At 45.2% G+C, this 13472-nt stretch carries 13 protein-coding genes; 2 read left to right on the top strand and 11 right to left on the bottom strand.

The features are described 5' to 3' along the window. Window position 1: 1 nt before the first annotated feature. Window positions 2–532 carry a ribosome biogenesis factor YjgA gene (gene yjgA / locus Q7V21_RS01755; RefSeq protein WP_304915637.1) on the top strand — a complete coding sequence of 177 codons (531 nt, stop codon included), beginning with the start codon at window positions 2–4 and terminating at the stop codon, window positions 530–532. On the opposite strand, the gene Q7V21_RS01760 is transcribed toward yjgA, so the two are convergent. The 10 genes from Q7V21_RS01760 to yhbY all read right to left on the bottom strand — a co-directional run bounded on the left by Q7V21_RS01760 (window position 526) and on the right by yhbY (window position 10443). Beyond that, window positions 526–1878, bottom strand: a complete 1353-nt coding sequence (locus tag Q7V21_RS01760) for an ATP-binding protein (protein ID WP_304915638.1) — start codon at window positions 1876–1878, stop codon at window positions 526–528. The genes yjgA and Q7V21_RS01760 overlap by 7 nt on opposite strands. Beyond that, window positions 1871–2548 (bottom strand): response regulator transcription factor, encoded by a 678-nt coding sequence (locus Q7V21_RS01765; RefSeq protein ID WP_304915639.1) that lies wholly within the window; start codon window positions 2546–2548, stop codon window positions 1871–1873. The genes Q7V21_RS01760 and Q7V21_RS01765 overlap by 8 nt, the downstream gene beginning before the upstream one ends. Before the next feature lie 3 nt (window positions 2549–2551). Continuing rightward, window positions 2552–2842, bottom strand: coding sequence for a PepSY domain-containing protein (locus Q7V21_RS01770; protein ID WP_304915640.1), 291 nt, complete (start codon window positions 2840–2842; stop codon window positions 2552–2554). A gap of 70 nt (window positions 2843–2912) precedes the next feature. Further along, entirely contained in the window at window positions 2913–3308 is a 396-nt protein-coding gene (locus tag Q7V21_RS01775; protein WP_304915641.1) for a cytochrome c, read from the bottom strand. Between the two features lie 16 nt (window positions 3309–3324). Then, window positions 3325–3864: a glycine zipper 2TM domain-containing protein gene (locus Q7V21_RS01780; RefSeq protein ID WP_304915642.1), complete on the bottom strand. Its 540-nt coding sequence runs from the start codon at window positions 3862–3864 to the stop codon at window positions 3325–3327. A gap of 119 nt (window positions 3865–3983) precedes the next feature. Further along, window positions 3984–7826 (bottom strand): ATP-dependent RNA helicase HrpA, encoded by a 3843-nt coding sequence (gene hrpA / locus Q7V21_RS01785; protein WP_370654039.1) that lies wholly within the window; start codon window positions 7824–7826, stop codon window positions 3984–3986. A gap of 121 nt (window positions 7827–7947) precedes the next feature. Further along, window positions 7948–8925: a YdiY family protein gene (locus tag Q7V21_RS01790; RefSeq protein ID WP_304915644.1), complete on the bottom strand. Its 978-nt coding sequence runs from the start codon at window positions 8923–8925 to the stop codon at window positions 7948–7950. A 112-nt stretch (window positions 8926–9037) separates the two neighbouring features. After that, window positions 9038–9502: a pentapeptide repeat-containing protein gene (locus Q7V21_RS01795; RefSeq protein ID WP_304915645.1), complete on the bottom strand. Its 465-nt coding sequence runs from the start codon at window positions 9500–9502 to the stop codon at window positions 9038–9040. A gap of 24 nt (window positions 9503–9526) precedes the next feature. Next, window positions 9527–10120 carry a nitroreductase family protein gene (locus Q7V21_RS01800; RefSeq protein ID WP_304915646.1) on the bottom strand — a complete coding sequence of 198 codons (594 nt, stop codon included), beginning with the start codon at window positions 10118–10120 and terminating at the stop codon, window positions 9527–9529. Between the two features lie 29 nt (window positions 10121–10149). Further along, on the bottom strand, window positions 10150–10443 hold the full coding sequence (gene yhbY, locus Q7V21_RS01805; RefSeq protein WP_304915647.1) for a ribosome assembly RNA-binding protein YhbY: 294 nt from the start codon (window positions 10441–10443) through the stop codon (window positions 10150–10152). A 49-nt stretch (window positions 10444–10492) separates the two neighbouring features. On the opposite strand from yhbY, the gene rlmKL reads away from it, so the two are divergent. Further along, complete coding sequence (gene rlmKL / locus Q7V21_RS01810) at window positions 10493–12727, top strand: bifunctional 23S rRNA (guanine(2069)-N(7))-methyltransferase RlmK/23S rRNA (guanine(2445)-N(2))-methyltransferase RlmL (RefSeq protein WP_304915648.1); 2235 nt, start codon at window positions 10493–10495, stop codon at window positions 12725–12727. Here rlmKL and Q7V21_RS01815 read toward each other — a convergent pair. Then, on the bottom strand, window positions 12719–13471 hold the full coding sequence (locus Q7V21_RS01815; protein WP_304915649.1) for a ParA family protein: 753 nt from the start codon (window positions 13469–13471) through the stop codon (window positions 12719–12721). The genes rlmKL and Q7V21_RS01815 overlap by 9 nt on opposite strands. Window position 13472: the final 1 nt, after the last annotated feature.

Consider the following 13472-nt stretch of genomic DNA (forward strand, 5'->3'; position numbering starts at 1 on the left):
AATGAATGAAGAATATGAACAGGATCACCTTGATGAGGAATTTGACTGGTCTTCGATCCCTAAAAGTAAATCACGGATCAAACGTGAACTGGATGCACTGAAAAAATTAGGCGAGGACTTAATTGATCTGTCTAAAAAAGATTTGGTAAAACTGGAATTGGATGAAGATTTAACAGAAGCGGTAATTAAAGCGCAATCCATGAGCAAAGGCGCTCTAAAACGTCAGAAAGGTTATATCGGTGGCATCATTGCTCGACTGGATCATGAAGAAATTCAGCAGAAACTGGATCAGCTTAAGCAGCCACTGCAGGCACAAACCGAACAATTTCATCAGCTGGAAAACTGGCGTGATCGTTTGTTGATTGAAGACGATACTGTGATGGCCGAGTTACGTGGACAGTTTGAAGAGTTTGATAATCAGCATGTACGGCAGTTAGTACGTAATGCCAAGCAGGAAGCCGTCAAACAACAGCCACCAAAATCGGCTCGGTTAATCTTCAAGTATCTGCAGCAGCTACAGCAAAATCAGTGATCGATGAGTTCAATCAGGAAACAGGCACCGCCCAGATAACTTGGTTGCACGCTGATTTTCCCTTGATAGGCTTCAACAATATCACTGGCAATAGCCAAGCCTAATCCCTGACCTTCGATCTGGGTATCGATGCGTCTGCCGCGCTTGATAATATCAGCGCTGGCATGCGCCGGTACTCCGGGTCCATCATCTTCGATTCGAACGACAATTCGGCGGTTTTGCTGCCGTAATACGATATTTACTTGGTGGTTGCAGTATTTAAAGGCGTTTTCCAGCAGATTGCCGAGCAACTCATACATATCACCTTCATCAGCATGCAGCATCGCATCCCGCTCAATTTCGCATTGAGTATGAATATTTTTGCTTTGATAGACTTTTTTAAGTGAATTCATCAGCTTATTGATGATTTCTCCTATCGAAACCGGTGCCAAAAGATTGCTTTTGCCTTCAGTTGCGGCTCGTTGCAGTTGGTAATCGACTAAGGCATTAATTCGATCTAATTGCTCTTCACCAGTCAATTTGCAGGCGACAACATCATCACAGCTTTCCAGCTCAGAACGTAATAAAGCCAACGGTGTTTTCAGACTGTGAGCCAGATCAGCCAGTGAGTTTTTATAGCGTTGCCGGCGTGATTGCTCGTGATCCAGCAGATTATTGATATTACGGGTGAGCTGTTGCAGTTCACTGGGATAATTATCGCCAAGGCGTTGTTGTTTTCCGGCTTCAATGGCATGCAGATCTGCGGCAGCCTTATGCAGCGGCTGTAAACTCCAGCGCAAAATTAGCCACTGGGCAATTAGTAACATCAAACCAGTTCCGCCAATCCAATACCAGAGGTTTAACTGAAACTCATCAATCTGTGCTTCCAGCATATGCTGATCTTCAGACACATTAATGGTGTAGTCAAAATGTTCACCATCGTCATTTTCCCAGACGATACCAAAGGCAAGATTCTGTAATTTCATACCATTATCAAGATTGATTTGACTATACAGTTGCTCTGAGGGACCGGGATGGTAGGGAAGTGCCAGAAATAACCCAATGACAGACGGTGATTGCCAGACAATGTTATCACCACTGGTAATTTGTGCGTAAAGGCCGGAATTGGGGATGGAAAATTTAGGTTCTGCCAGCTTATCCTGCATGATTAATTTACCGTCATGACTGATTTCTGCAGCCGTCAGCAGTGTGTAGACATAGTTTAATAAACGCTGCTTTTGAGCCGTTTCGGCATTACCGGCAAACGCATTAAATAAGCTGAACGCGGAAATTCCCAGAAAAGCACTTAATACCAGCGTAACAGCAATTAGCTGGCGATTGGTCAAAGACAGAGTGAATTTATTCACGAGGTAACGTCAATCGATAACCACGGCCGCGAAGGGTTTCAATCGGGTTCAAGGATTTATCCGGATCCAGTTTATTACGCAGTCGTTTAACAAATACTTCAATGACATTACTGTCACGATCCTGATCCTGTTCGTAAATATGATCAGTAAGTTCGGTTTTAGAGATGACTTCACCGGCATGAAGCATTAAATAATGTAATAAGCGGTATTCAAAGGCCGTGAGTTCGATTGGAGATTGATTCACCATAACTTGTTGTGATGCCGGATTCAGTTCAACCGGACCACAACGCATGGTGGAGTTTGACCAGCCAGCGGCACGACGGGCTAAAGCATTTAATCGTGCCAGTAATTCTTCAAAGTGAAAGGGTTTGACAAGATAATCATCGGCACCGGCTTCAAGACCTTCAACTTTGTCTTGCCATCGACCTCGTGCAGTCAATATTAAAATAGGAAAAGTGATGTTTTGTTCACGAAGCTTTTTAATCACTTCGATACCAGACAGTTTTGGCAGCCCTAAATCAATAACAGCAACATCGTAAGGGTATTCTGTGCCCAGATATAATCCATCTTCACCATCAGCACTCATATCAATAGTAAGTTGTTGTTGACGTAAATGCTGACCTATCTGTTCACGCAGCTGTGGTTCATCTTCGATTAGTAAAACACGCATAAATTATTGCATTTGATATCCGGTATCCCGATCCAGTCGGTAGGTCTTTACCTTACCATTTTGATGCAATACTTTGACGCGAAAAATTGTATGGTTTTGATATTGTTCTTGATCCACCGACAGCACACGGCCGCCCGATTCGACTTGAGCCAGTTCTGCAGCTGTTTTTTTGGTCAGTGGTAGGGCGATATCATTAATGCTGGTTCCCGCTTCCGCTTCTGGCGGTAAGTGATCGCTATAACCAGTTAGCGGTAAGGTGAGCATCATAATCAGCAGATACCAGGAAAATTTCATGTAATAACCTTAGTTTTAGTACGTTTGTTTTAGATGGATAATAACAAACTGCGGCCAGTCAGTGAACGCATTATTTTGGCCCCTGTTCTGGGGGTACTGGTCCAATGGCATTGTCTGCCCGAGCACGTAAGTAGCTGTAGAGTTGCTCGCGACCATTGACGATCTGGGGATTGTCTTGAAAGCCGGGCATGACACCTGAACGACCTTTTTTACCCTTAAACAAAATCTGCATGAATTCTTCTTTAGAAGATTGATTCAGACTGTTGGCTAAATTGGGGCCTGCCAGTCCTTGAGCAAATGTTCCATGACAGCGGGCACACCAGTTTCGGTAAAGCACATAGCCATGATAGGTTTGCGGATCGAGTTTATTTCCCTCAGTGACTTTATAACCAGCCTGAGCCTGTACCGGCTCAAACCATAAGCCGGTACAGCATAAAACCAACAATGTCGTCAGGCGTAATGACATGTCTACGGTTAACCTTTTAATAATAACGACGTGGTGGTGAGCTTACCACGACATCGACCGGAACATAATCACCCGGGTGGTAATCCATAAACGTTGAATATTCTCTGCCTTTATAGCGATAGCTCACATCGTAACCTTCAATCTGACGTTCAGTATGGTAGCGGTCACGAACCTGACATTGCTGTTGATAGCGGTAACCATCATTTTGATGTCGGTTACCCAGATCCCGACCAACTGATCCACCAAGCAGGGTGCCGGCAACGGTCATGGCTGTTTTACCATTACCACCACCGAATTGATTACCAACAACGCCACCAATAATGCCGCCGGCGATGGTGCTGGTATAAGATTGATGTTGTGAATGACGTACCGGTTCATCCCAGCATTCCCGGACTGGGGAGTTGACACGGACTTCGCGATATATAGGTTGTACATAGGTGACTTTGGCCATTTCGCCACCTCGATATGGTTTATGGTGCTTGCCACCGGCCATAACCATCGGCGATGAAAGTACTAACGTTGTGACCAGACTTAAGCTTGTTATTGTTTTTTTCATGATCTACTCCACTCGTTGAAGTTGAGCCCAGAGTAGCAACGGTTAACTGAACTGTGCCTGAATGGCTTAGTAATGTTTTGTTAAATTTTTGACGCCTGAGCCTGGAGCTTCAACAAGCCCTAACATTCAGCCCATTGTTTATCTAACCGTTTGGCGGAAACAGGGTAGGCGGTGCCGATTTCCTGAGCAAAAACCGAGATACGGAACTCTTCAATCATCCAGCGGTATTGCTGCATCGATTCGTTATCAGCACGTTTGCTATTGTTCAGATAACGCTGCCAGTGGGGTTGAACCTCCAGTTGTCGCTGGCGATCCTTGTTGGGATCCGTCTTGAGTTTATCGAGACGTGCACCGATAGCACGAAAATACGCCGGTAAACGTTGTAATGCTTCATCCGGTGTGTGATGCACAAATCCTTGATATAGCAGATAGGCTAATTGCTCGCGGATATCTTTAACGGCATGCATAGCCGCTAGTGGAATGTTTCCGGACAAGCGTTTGGCAATCGCATGATATTCACTTAACGGTTCGGCAATCAGTCTGGCAAGTTGATTGGCGATATTGATGAGTTCACTGCTGCGTTGTTGCAGCCGTTGTTCAAATTGCTGTTTGCTGCGTGGCCAGTCTTGATCTTTCAAGAAACACCGATCAAATGCTACTGCAATCAAGTCCTGTTTCAACTGCTCGCAAGGCGTGATTGGTTGCGCTGTTTTTTCTTCAAACGGTGCTGCAGGCACATTGGCATAATGCAGACACATTTTCTGAATATCCGGCAGATTTTTCTGCAGGTATTTGACTTTGTCTTTCTCGGCCAGCATAAACAATCGCCTTAAACCGATAGCCGAAAATGTTTTGGCTTGCTGCAAAGTGTCCATCAATGTCAGATCAACATGATCACCTCGATCAACCAAAGCAGGGTAGGCGGTCATTTCCAGACCGTTTTGCTGCATTACTATCTGCTCAGGAAATGCATCAAAATCCCATCCGAGCAGCCCGGTTTTTTCATAGTCTGAATCCGGTAATTGCCGGAAACTGGCCGCCGCTTCTTTTGACCAGTCCAGCTTTAACTGGTTTAAATCACGACTTTCAGCCAATAACTGACCTTGTTCATCGACCAGTTTGAAGTTCATTTTTAAATATAACGGCAGATCTTCCAAACGCCAGTCATCGGCTTTGATTTCCACACCGGTCATTTTGCGTAATTGATCGCTTAACGTGGGTAATAATGCGCCTTCGTATGGTGTGAGTGCTTTAAGGCAACGATCGGCATAATCGGGTACTGGAATAAAATGTCGACGCAGGGATTTGGGCAGGCTTTTCAGCAGAAAAATGACTTTGTCACGCAGCAGGCCCGGTACCAACCATTCATACCGCTCAGCATCACTTTGATTGAGTAACGACAGAGGTATGGTCTGGGTAATGCCATCGTGTTGTTTGCCGGGCTCAAAATGATATTCCAGTGGCAAAGGCACACGGTTGACCAGTAACTGATCCGGGTAACTTTCTACCGTCACCTGATCTGCGTTATGTTGCATCAGAATTTCACGGCTTAAAAACAGACATTGCGGCTGTTTTTGCTCAGCCTGTTTACGCCATTTTTCAAAGCCATGTCCATTGATGATGTCGCCGGGAACACGTTGTTGATAAAAGGCAAACAGGGTGTCTTCATCTGCCAGCACATCACGGCGTCGGGATTTTTGTTCAAGTAGTTCTATTTCGTCAATCAACTGACGGTTATGTTTGAAAAACGCAGCTTGGCAATTGAATTCACCATTAACCAGCGCTTCTCGAATAAATATTTCGTTAGCGGTGGGACGATCCAGAGGGCCATAGTGAATCTTGCGGCGATTAACAATGGGCAGACCATACAGGCTGACACTTTCAAAGGCGACGACTTGTGCCGGTTTTTTCTCCCAATGCGGATCACTATATTGGCGCTTGACCAACTCACCGGCAATTGGCTCAATCCATTCAGGTTCAATTTTGGCGACAATCCGCGCATAGAGTTGTCCGGTTTCGACCAGCTCGGCAGCCATAATCCACTTCGGGCCTTTTTTGTGTAAGGCAGAACCGGGGAAAATTTTCAGTTTGAGATTACGGGTTCCGGCATAACTATGCTGATCAGCTTTCATGGCAACATTGCTTAACAAACCACTCAGCAAAGCCTGATGAATGGCCTGATATTCCGCAGGCTGCTGATTTGGCTTAAAACCCATCTGGGTGGTTTGCACATGCAGTTGTTGATAAATATCATGCCATTCACGTAATCGCAAAAACGACAGGTAGTTTTCTTTACAGTATTTGCGAAACTTGTTCTGACTCAAGTGTTTCTGACGGTCATGATACAAATCCCACAGTTTGAGAAACGCTAAAAAATCTGATCGTTCATCTTTATATTTGCTGTGAGCTTCATCAGCTGCCTGTTGTTTGTCCATTGGCCGTTCACGTGGATCCTGAATGCTCAGGGCACTGGCGATCACCAAAACTTCATTCAGACTGTTTTGATCATTTGCCGCCAGAATCATTCTGGCAATACGTGGGTCAATGGGCAGTTTGGCCAGTTGTCGGCCGATTTCGGTGATTTGTCGTTTGTTATTTACGGCGTTAAGCTCTTCCAGCAATCGATAACCATCATTGATCATCTTTGGCGGCGGGGGATTGATAAACGGAAACTTGGCGGGATCGCCGAGTTTTAACGCCGTCATTTGTAGAATCACTGAAGCCAGATTGGTACGCAGAATTTCTGGATCAGTAAACGCTGGTCTTGCAGCAAAATCCTCTTCATCGTAAAGACGAATACAGATACCGGCGGCCACCCGTCCACATCGACCAGAACGTTGATTGGCACTGGACTGAGATATTTTCTCAATCGGTAAACGCTGCACTTTGTTGCGCACACTGTAGCGACTGATACGGGCCAGACCGGGATCTACAACGTAGCGAATTCCCGGTACCGTTAATGAAGTTTCAGCGACATTAGTCGCCAGTATGATTCGTCGTGGGCCACCGGTTTTAAATACCCGGTTCTGTTCACTGGCCGATTGTCTGGCAAATAACGGTAGAATTTCGGTATTGGGCGGATGATGTTTGCGTAATGCCTCTGAAACATCACGAATATCGCGTTCACCTGAAAGAAAAATCAGTACATCACCAGGTCCGGCACGGCACAATTCATCAACTGCGCTGACAATTCCATCGACAAAATCCAGATCTTCGCTGTCATCATCGCGGCTCAATAAAGGCCGATAACGGATTTCGACAGGATAAGTACGGCCACTGACTTCTATAACCGGTGCATTATTGAAATGCTCTGAAAAGCGTTGGGTATCAATGGTTGCCGAAGTTATGATCAGTTTCAGATCGGGGCGTTTAGGGAGCAGTTGTTTCAGATAACCCAGCAGAAAATCAATATTCAGACTGCGTTCGTGGGCTTCATCAATTATCAGCGTGTCATATTGACTGAGAAACGGATCATTTTGCGTTTCTGCCAGCAAAATACCGTCGGTCATCAGTTTGATATAGCTTTTATCAGCCTTCACCTGATCATGAAAACGAACCTTATAACCGACAATTTCACCGAGTTGAGAGCCCAGTTCTTCTGCAATACGGCTGGCAACGGTTCGAGCTGCAATGCGTCGTGGCTGGGTGTGACCAATCATGCCTGCCACACCTCGACCAAGCTCTAAACAGATTTGTGGAAGCTGGGTCGTCTTACCTGAACCGGTTTCACCACAAAGAATAATTACCTGGTGTTGCTGAATGGCAGTGGCAATATCCTGGCGGCGTTCAATAACCGGCAAATCAGCATTTAAGGATGGTTTAGGAAGATTATCCAGGCGTAAGAGGTAACGTTGGTGAGATTTTTCAATTTGTTGTTGCAGGTTCAGCCATTCAGATTCATTGGCGGATTTATTCTGCAACTGCAATAAGCGCCGACGCAGCTTGTGCTGGTCGGCAATCATTGTGTTTTGTATTTGTGATTCGAGTTGTTGCTGTAGGTTGTTCACTGATCTTCAATTTTAAACGGCCCCAAGGGCTCATATCTTACATAGCCATCATTGTACTATGTGAGATTCGACGTCTTTACAGACTCCAGGACAGTGACAGCATGTATTTGAAATCATTTTTACTGATGTTATCTTCAGTTTCTGAATCATATTCATTGGTCATGCCAACTTTTAATGCTACGCCTGCACGCTCATCAAGATCCAGAATCCAGTCAAATGACGTTACGTTACGATATTCATCAAACGAATCAAAGCTAGGGTAGAACGTATTGGCTAGTGCCAGACGTTGGGCAGCATTGATGCGCCAGCGAGTTTCAAGGCCCAACAGACCTTCAGGGGTAAATTCCTGACGTTCTCCACCAAAGGTTTTATTGAAACCCACACCGCTACGTCCAACAAATAAAAACTTCTCGGTGTTGGCAAACTCATAACCGAAACCACTGTTTGCATTCACCCGATAGTCGTAATCTTTGAACCTATCGATATCAAAACGACCGCCGGCAAACATGAACCATGGTGTGGTCGGTTGCAACCAGTCGCGGTTGATCGAGGTAAAAAAGCTGTTGTCAGAGGTTTCATCTTCTGATTTAGCATAAAAATAAGCGGTCCGGCTGTTAATACGGGTTTTCTCGGTTGCCAGATCGGCATTAAAGGCAACATTCACCTTACTGTTATCTGATTTTCCGCGGCTTCCCGACAGACCTAAATCGAACCGTCTTTCCCAATCAGATAACCAACCGGTACCAAACAAACCGGTATCTTCAGGCTCAGCGGCTGTAAGACCAGCTGGTTCGACATAAGGTTGAGGGGTAGATGAGTCAGCAGAAGGTGTTTGCTGTGCCAAAGCTTCATAATCGGTCTTGATTTCAGCTACCGTATTGGTTCTGATGATCATTTCACCGAGCAGTTGGTGTTTAATCGTTAAAGATTCCTGATTGCGCTCCAACAAATCGCCTTGTAGACGATCACCATTGGTTAATACCAAGGTAACGGGAGCAGCATGAGATAAAACAGGAGCCAACAAACAGACAAGTACAAATTTTTTCAGCAACAAAACTAATTCCTATGACAGATTTTTACAGCCATATACTATCGACAACCGAGTCAATTGTCAGTGGTAATTGTTCGGGAATATTTCTTTTAATATCGGGAAATATTAACCTCTGTCAGCAACCATCATTATTGATGCTTCCATCAGGCATGGTTGTATTACAGAATTTAATGCCTCTGTCATGGGCACCTTTCATTGAAGCTCCGGTTAAGTCAGCACCTGTCATGTCCGAGAAAATCAAATGAGCTCCGTCAAGGATGGCATTTTTAAGGTTGGCATCGATGAGTTGGGCATAATCCATTAAGGAATTGCTCAGATTAGCACCTTCAAGCTGAGCACCATGCATACGTGAGTGAGTAAACCACGCGCCTTTGGCATTGGCATTTTTAAGGTTAATACCTTTGAGATTGGATTCGCTCATATCTGCAGCCTGCAGATCGTGATCTTCAAGTTGTGCGTCGCTTAAATCACAATGATGACACTGGTTTTGTTCAAGTAGTCTTTTCAGATAAATTTCATTGTATGCATAGGCCGAGGCACTGAAAAAACTCAGGATTGTGATAATCACCATTGATTTCATTGTACTTCCCTCAATTTTGTAGCGTTAATCTGACCAGCGATTGACAAAAAAATGTTCGCTTAATGGACGCCGTTGCCTGGCTTTAAGTTCCTGTTCCAGTTGCTCTGCCGTCAACGTATCAAGTGCTGCCGGGTAGCCAATGGCAATAACTGACCAGAGGTTTATTTCACTGGGAATGGATAAAGCCTGACGCAATTTGTCTGCATCAAAGCCACCCATTTGATGAGACATTAAACCTGCTGCAGTGGCTTGCAAGCATAAATTGAGGCTGGCTGCGCCAGTATCATAGCCATTCCAGCGGTTTTCAAGACCATTGTGGGTGAATTTGGTTTGTGAAGCGGTAACAATTAATAACGGTGCATTAACTGCCCAGATTTGATTACCCGGAGACAAGCAATCCAGAGTTTGTTGCCAGCTGGTGACATCATTGAATTTATTACAGATGACATAACGCCAAGGGGCCTCGCCATAACAGGAGGGTGCCCATAATGCAGCTTCGCAAAGCGCTGTAATGGTTTCGTCACTTACCGCCTGGGTCGCATCAAATGTTTTGCCACTCCAGCGCTCAGCAATAATGGAGGCGAGTTTCTGTTGTGTTTCAGCTGGTTTTTGAATCATGCAGCGTTCCTGGTCAGCTAACTGAATAATTAACGAGGTAACTCAATGCGAGGTTTTTCGGCCGGACGATAAAAGCCACCGATATGACCAATTACCATCACCAGATCTGCTTTGGTTTTTTCGGCAATTTCATCGAGCATCTTTTTGCGATCGGCTCTTTCCTGTCCGCTAACACGTACTTTAATCAGCTCATGAAACGCCAGTGCATTTTCAATTTCAGCCAGAACGTTTTCAGTAAGACCCGCGTTACCAATCATCACAATAGGTTTTAGTGGGTGGGCCAATCCTTTCAGATATCGGCGTTGTTTATCATTGACTGCCATGTGTAGGGCTACCTGTATTAAAATGCCGTGATTATATCAGGATAGTTTCATGACTAAACATAAGTTCACCGTCACCGCAGCACGTGGCATGTTGCCGCTGCTCGAAGCCGAACTCAAACAAATCGGTATTAAACAGTTCAAAACAGAAGCGGGCAGTATCCGTTTTACCGGCAGTCTTAAGGAAGCCTATCAGGTCTGTTTATGGTCGCGGGTCGCCGTCAGGGTGCTGATGCCTATAGCGCATTTTTCTGCTGAAACCACCGATCAGCTTTATAACGGCATAAAAGAACTGGCCTGGGAAGAGCATATTGATGCTGAGGACACCACCTTGGCCATTGATTTCAATAGCTTTCGATCGAAAATCCATCACACACAATTTGGTGCGCAGAAAGTCAAAGATGCCATTGTGGATCGACTGCGGGATTTGTTTGGCACCAGACCTTCAGTGGATTTGCATCAACCGGATCTGCGGGTAAATGTCTATCTTAAACACAATCAAGCGATTGTCAGCCTTGATTTGTCAGGTGAAAGTCTGCACAAACGCGGCTATCGCGTCAGCCCAACTAACGCACCGATTAAAGAACATTTAGCCGCCGCCATATTACTTTCAGCAGAATGGCCAAAACTGGCTAGAGAGGGCTGGGCATTATTGGATCCGATGTGTGGTAGCGGTACATTTCTGATTGAAGCGGCTTTAATGGCTGCGGATATTGCGCCTGGATTGCAACGTGATTATTTTGGTTTTCTCTATTGGAAACAGCACGACAAAGCCGCCTGGCAGCAATTAAAGGCTGATGCTGAAAGAAGACGCTTAAGTGGTCTGGCCCGTTTACCGATGATCATGGGTGGTGATGAGGATAAAACGGCAGTAACTGCAGCGCAGGCTAATATTGAAGCAGCAGGGATCAGTGATCGTATTCAGGTTATTCACCGTGATCTGCAGAATTGGGCAACAGTAGCTCAAACACTGCCAGAGGTTGGCTTGTTAGTCTCTAACCCACCATATGGTCAACGCATTGGTGATACCGCTTCCTTACATGATTTGTATGAAGCACTGGGTGATTTGGTCAATCAGCATTTACCCGCATGGCGTACTACGATTATTACCGATAATGCCCAGCTGGGTAAATTTACCGGTTTGACCATCTTTGACAGCAAACCTTTTGATAACGGGCCGATTGCCTGTGAAGTGTTGTCATATCGAGCACCCAAAGCGTTACGCCGTGATGCCAAACCCGTACAACAGGAAATGTCGGCTTCACCTTCACCTTGGGATAAAACGCCAAAAACTAAACCCAAGCCTGTTGATAATTCATCTGTAGTGGAAAACTTATCTCCACAAGCTGAAATGTTTGCCAATCGATTGAAAAAGAATGTTCGCCATCTGGCGAAATGGGCACGTAAAAATCAATTGGATTGTTATCGCGTTTATGATGCTGATTTACCGGATTATGCTGTGGCAATCGATGTCTATGGCGATTATGTACATGTGCAGGAATACGCGCCACCAGCCGATATTGATCCGTTAAAAGCCAGCGAACGATTAGATGAAGTAATGCATATCATTCCGGCCGTTTTGGGAGTGAGCAACGATAAAGTTGCGTTGAAATTACGTCAGAAACAACGTGGCTCTAATCAATATGAGTCTCAGGCGGCATTACGCCAGCGTTTTGAAGTGCGGGAAAATGATCTGCGCTTCTGGATTAATCTGACTGATTATCTGGATACCGGCTTATTTCTGGATCATCGTATTACCCGGCAGATGCTGGCTGAAACCAGCAGAGGCAAAGCCTTTCTGAATCTGTTTGCATACACTGGCAGTGCGACGGTTTATGCCGCTGCAGGGGGCGCTAAATCGACTACTACCGTTGATATGTCCAACACCTATCTGGGCTGGGCCAAAGATAATATGCAACTTAATAAGTTTGTTGGTGAGCAGCACCAGTTTATTCGTGCTGATGTATTAGCGTGGCTAAATGAACCCGCTACTCAGGAATTGCGTTTCGATTTGATTTTTGTCGATCCGCCGACTTTTTCCAATTCCAACAAAATGGAAGGGGTGTTCGATATTCAGCGTGATTACATCGATATGCTGTACAAGGTGTCCAGGATGTTGAATCCAGGTGGTGAGATTTTCTTTTCGACCAATCGACGGGACTTCAAACTGGATACATCAGCATTAAAAGGTCTGGATATAAAAGACATTAGCAAAGCAACATTACCAGTTGATTTTGAAAGAAATCCAAAGATTCATTATTGCTGGAAAATACAAAAATCAGCTTGAACTATCGAGGGTGAGTTTAATTTCTTCCCATAACGCTTCATAGGCTTTATTGACAGCAGAATTTGCTGCAAAAGCCGCCAATGGTGCTCTGGCTTCACCCATTTTTTCCACTACGGCAGCATAGGGAATGGCTGTTTGCAAACCATGTTTCAGTACTTTGGGTGGGTGGGCAAGCATGACACGATGCAGGCTGCGTCGGCGGTCAGCCATGGTGAAAAATGCATGCAGTCGTTTTGGTTTAAGGTTGTTTTCTTTGAAAAAGTCGCGGGTCTGCTCAAAAGTACGCATTGATAAATGGCTTGGGATAATCGGTACATAAATCGCGTCTGCTGCCGCAAACATTTGTTCGGTCAGCTCCGAAAAGCTTGGTGGACAATCCAGCACTATTAACGAATAGCTCTCACCAAACGGTGCTAGCAGCTTGCCCAGCTGATCTTTATCAACTCCCGCTTTAGCCAGATCCAAGTCCATTTGGCGAAAGGAAAAATCGGCGGGAATGATATCCAGTGAGGGGTAATCTGTTTTCTTAACCAATTCACCGATAGGCATCTTGCCAGATAGTAATTTTTTGGCTTCAGCTTTCGATTTACTTTTGCGTTGCAATAACCAGCTGGCAGCGCCTTGTGGGTCCAGATCCCACAACAGAGTAGGGATACCTTGATTGGCAGCCTGCCAGGCAATATTAACGGCAGAAGTGGTCTTACCCACGCCGCCTTTCAAATTGAAAAATGCGATTATTTGCATG

This window comes from Methylophaga sp. (assembly GCF_030651745.1).

Excerpts from the sequence above, each read along its gene's own strand:
- yjgA (WP_304915637.1), top strand. The coding sequence starts at position 2 with ATGAATGAAGAATATGAACAGGATCACCTTGATGAGGAATTTGACTGG.
- Q7V21_RS01765 (WP_304915639.1), bottom strand. The coding sequence starts at position 2,548 with ATGCGTGTTTTACTAATCGAAGATGAACCACAGCTGCGTGAACAGATA.
- Q7V21_RS01770 (WP_304915640.1), bottom strand. The coding sequence starts at position 2,842 with ATGAAATTTTCCTGGTATCTGCTGATTATGATGCTCACCTTACCGCTA.
- Q7V21_RS01775 (WP_304915641.1), bottom strand. The coding sequence starts at position 3,308 with ATGTCATTACGCCTGACGACATTGTTGGTTTTATGCTGTACCGGCTTA.
- Q7V21_RS01780 (WP_304915642.1), bottom strand. The coding sequence starts at position 3,864 with ATGAAAAAAACAATAACAAGCTTAAGTCTGGTCACAACGTTAGTACTT.
- hrpA (WP_370654039.1), bottom strand. The coding sequence starts at position 7,826 with ATGATTGCCGACCAGCACAAGCTGCGTCGGCGCTTATTGCAGTTGCAG.
- Q7V21_RS01795 (WP_304915645.1), bottom strand. The coding sequence starts at position 9,502 with ATGAAATCAATGGTGATTATCACAATCCTGAGTTTTTTCAGTGCCTCG.
- Q7V21_RS01800 (WP_304915646.1), bottom strand. The coding sequence starts at position 10,120 with ATGATTCAAAAACCAGCTGAAACACAACAGAAACTCGCCTCCATTATT.
- yhbY (WP_304915647.1), bottom strand. The coding sequence starts at position 10,443 with ATGGCAGTCAATGATAAACAACGCCGATATCTGAAAGGATTGGCCCAC.
- rlmKL (WP_304915648.1), top strand. The coding sequence starts at position 10,493 with ATGACTAAACATAAGTTCACCGTCACCGCAGCACGTGGCATGTTGCCG.
- Q7V21_RS01815 (WP_304915649.1), bottom strand. The coding sequence starts at position 13,471 with ATGCAAATAATCGCATTTTTCAATTTGAAAGGCGGCGTGGGTAAGACC.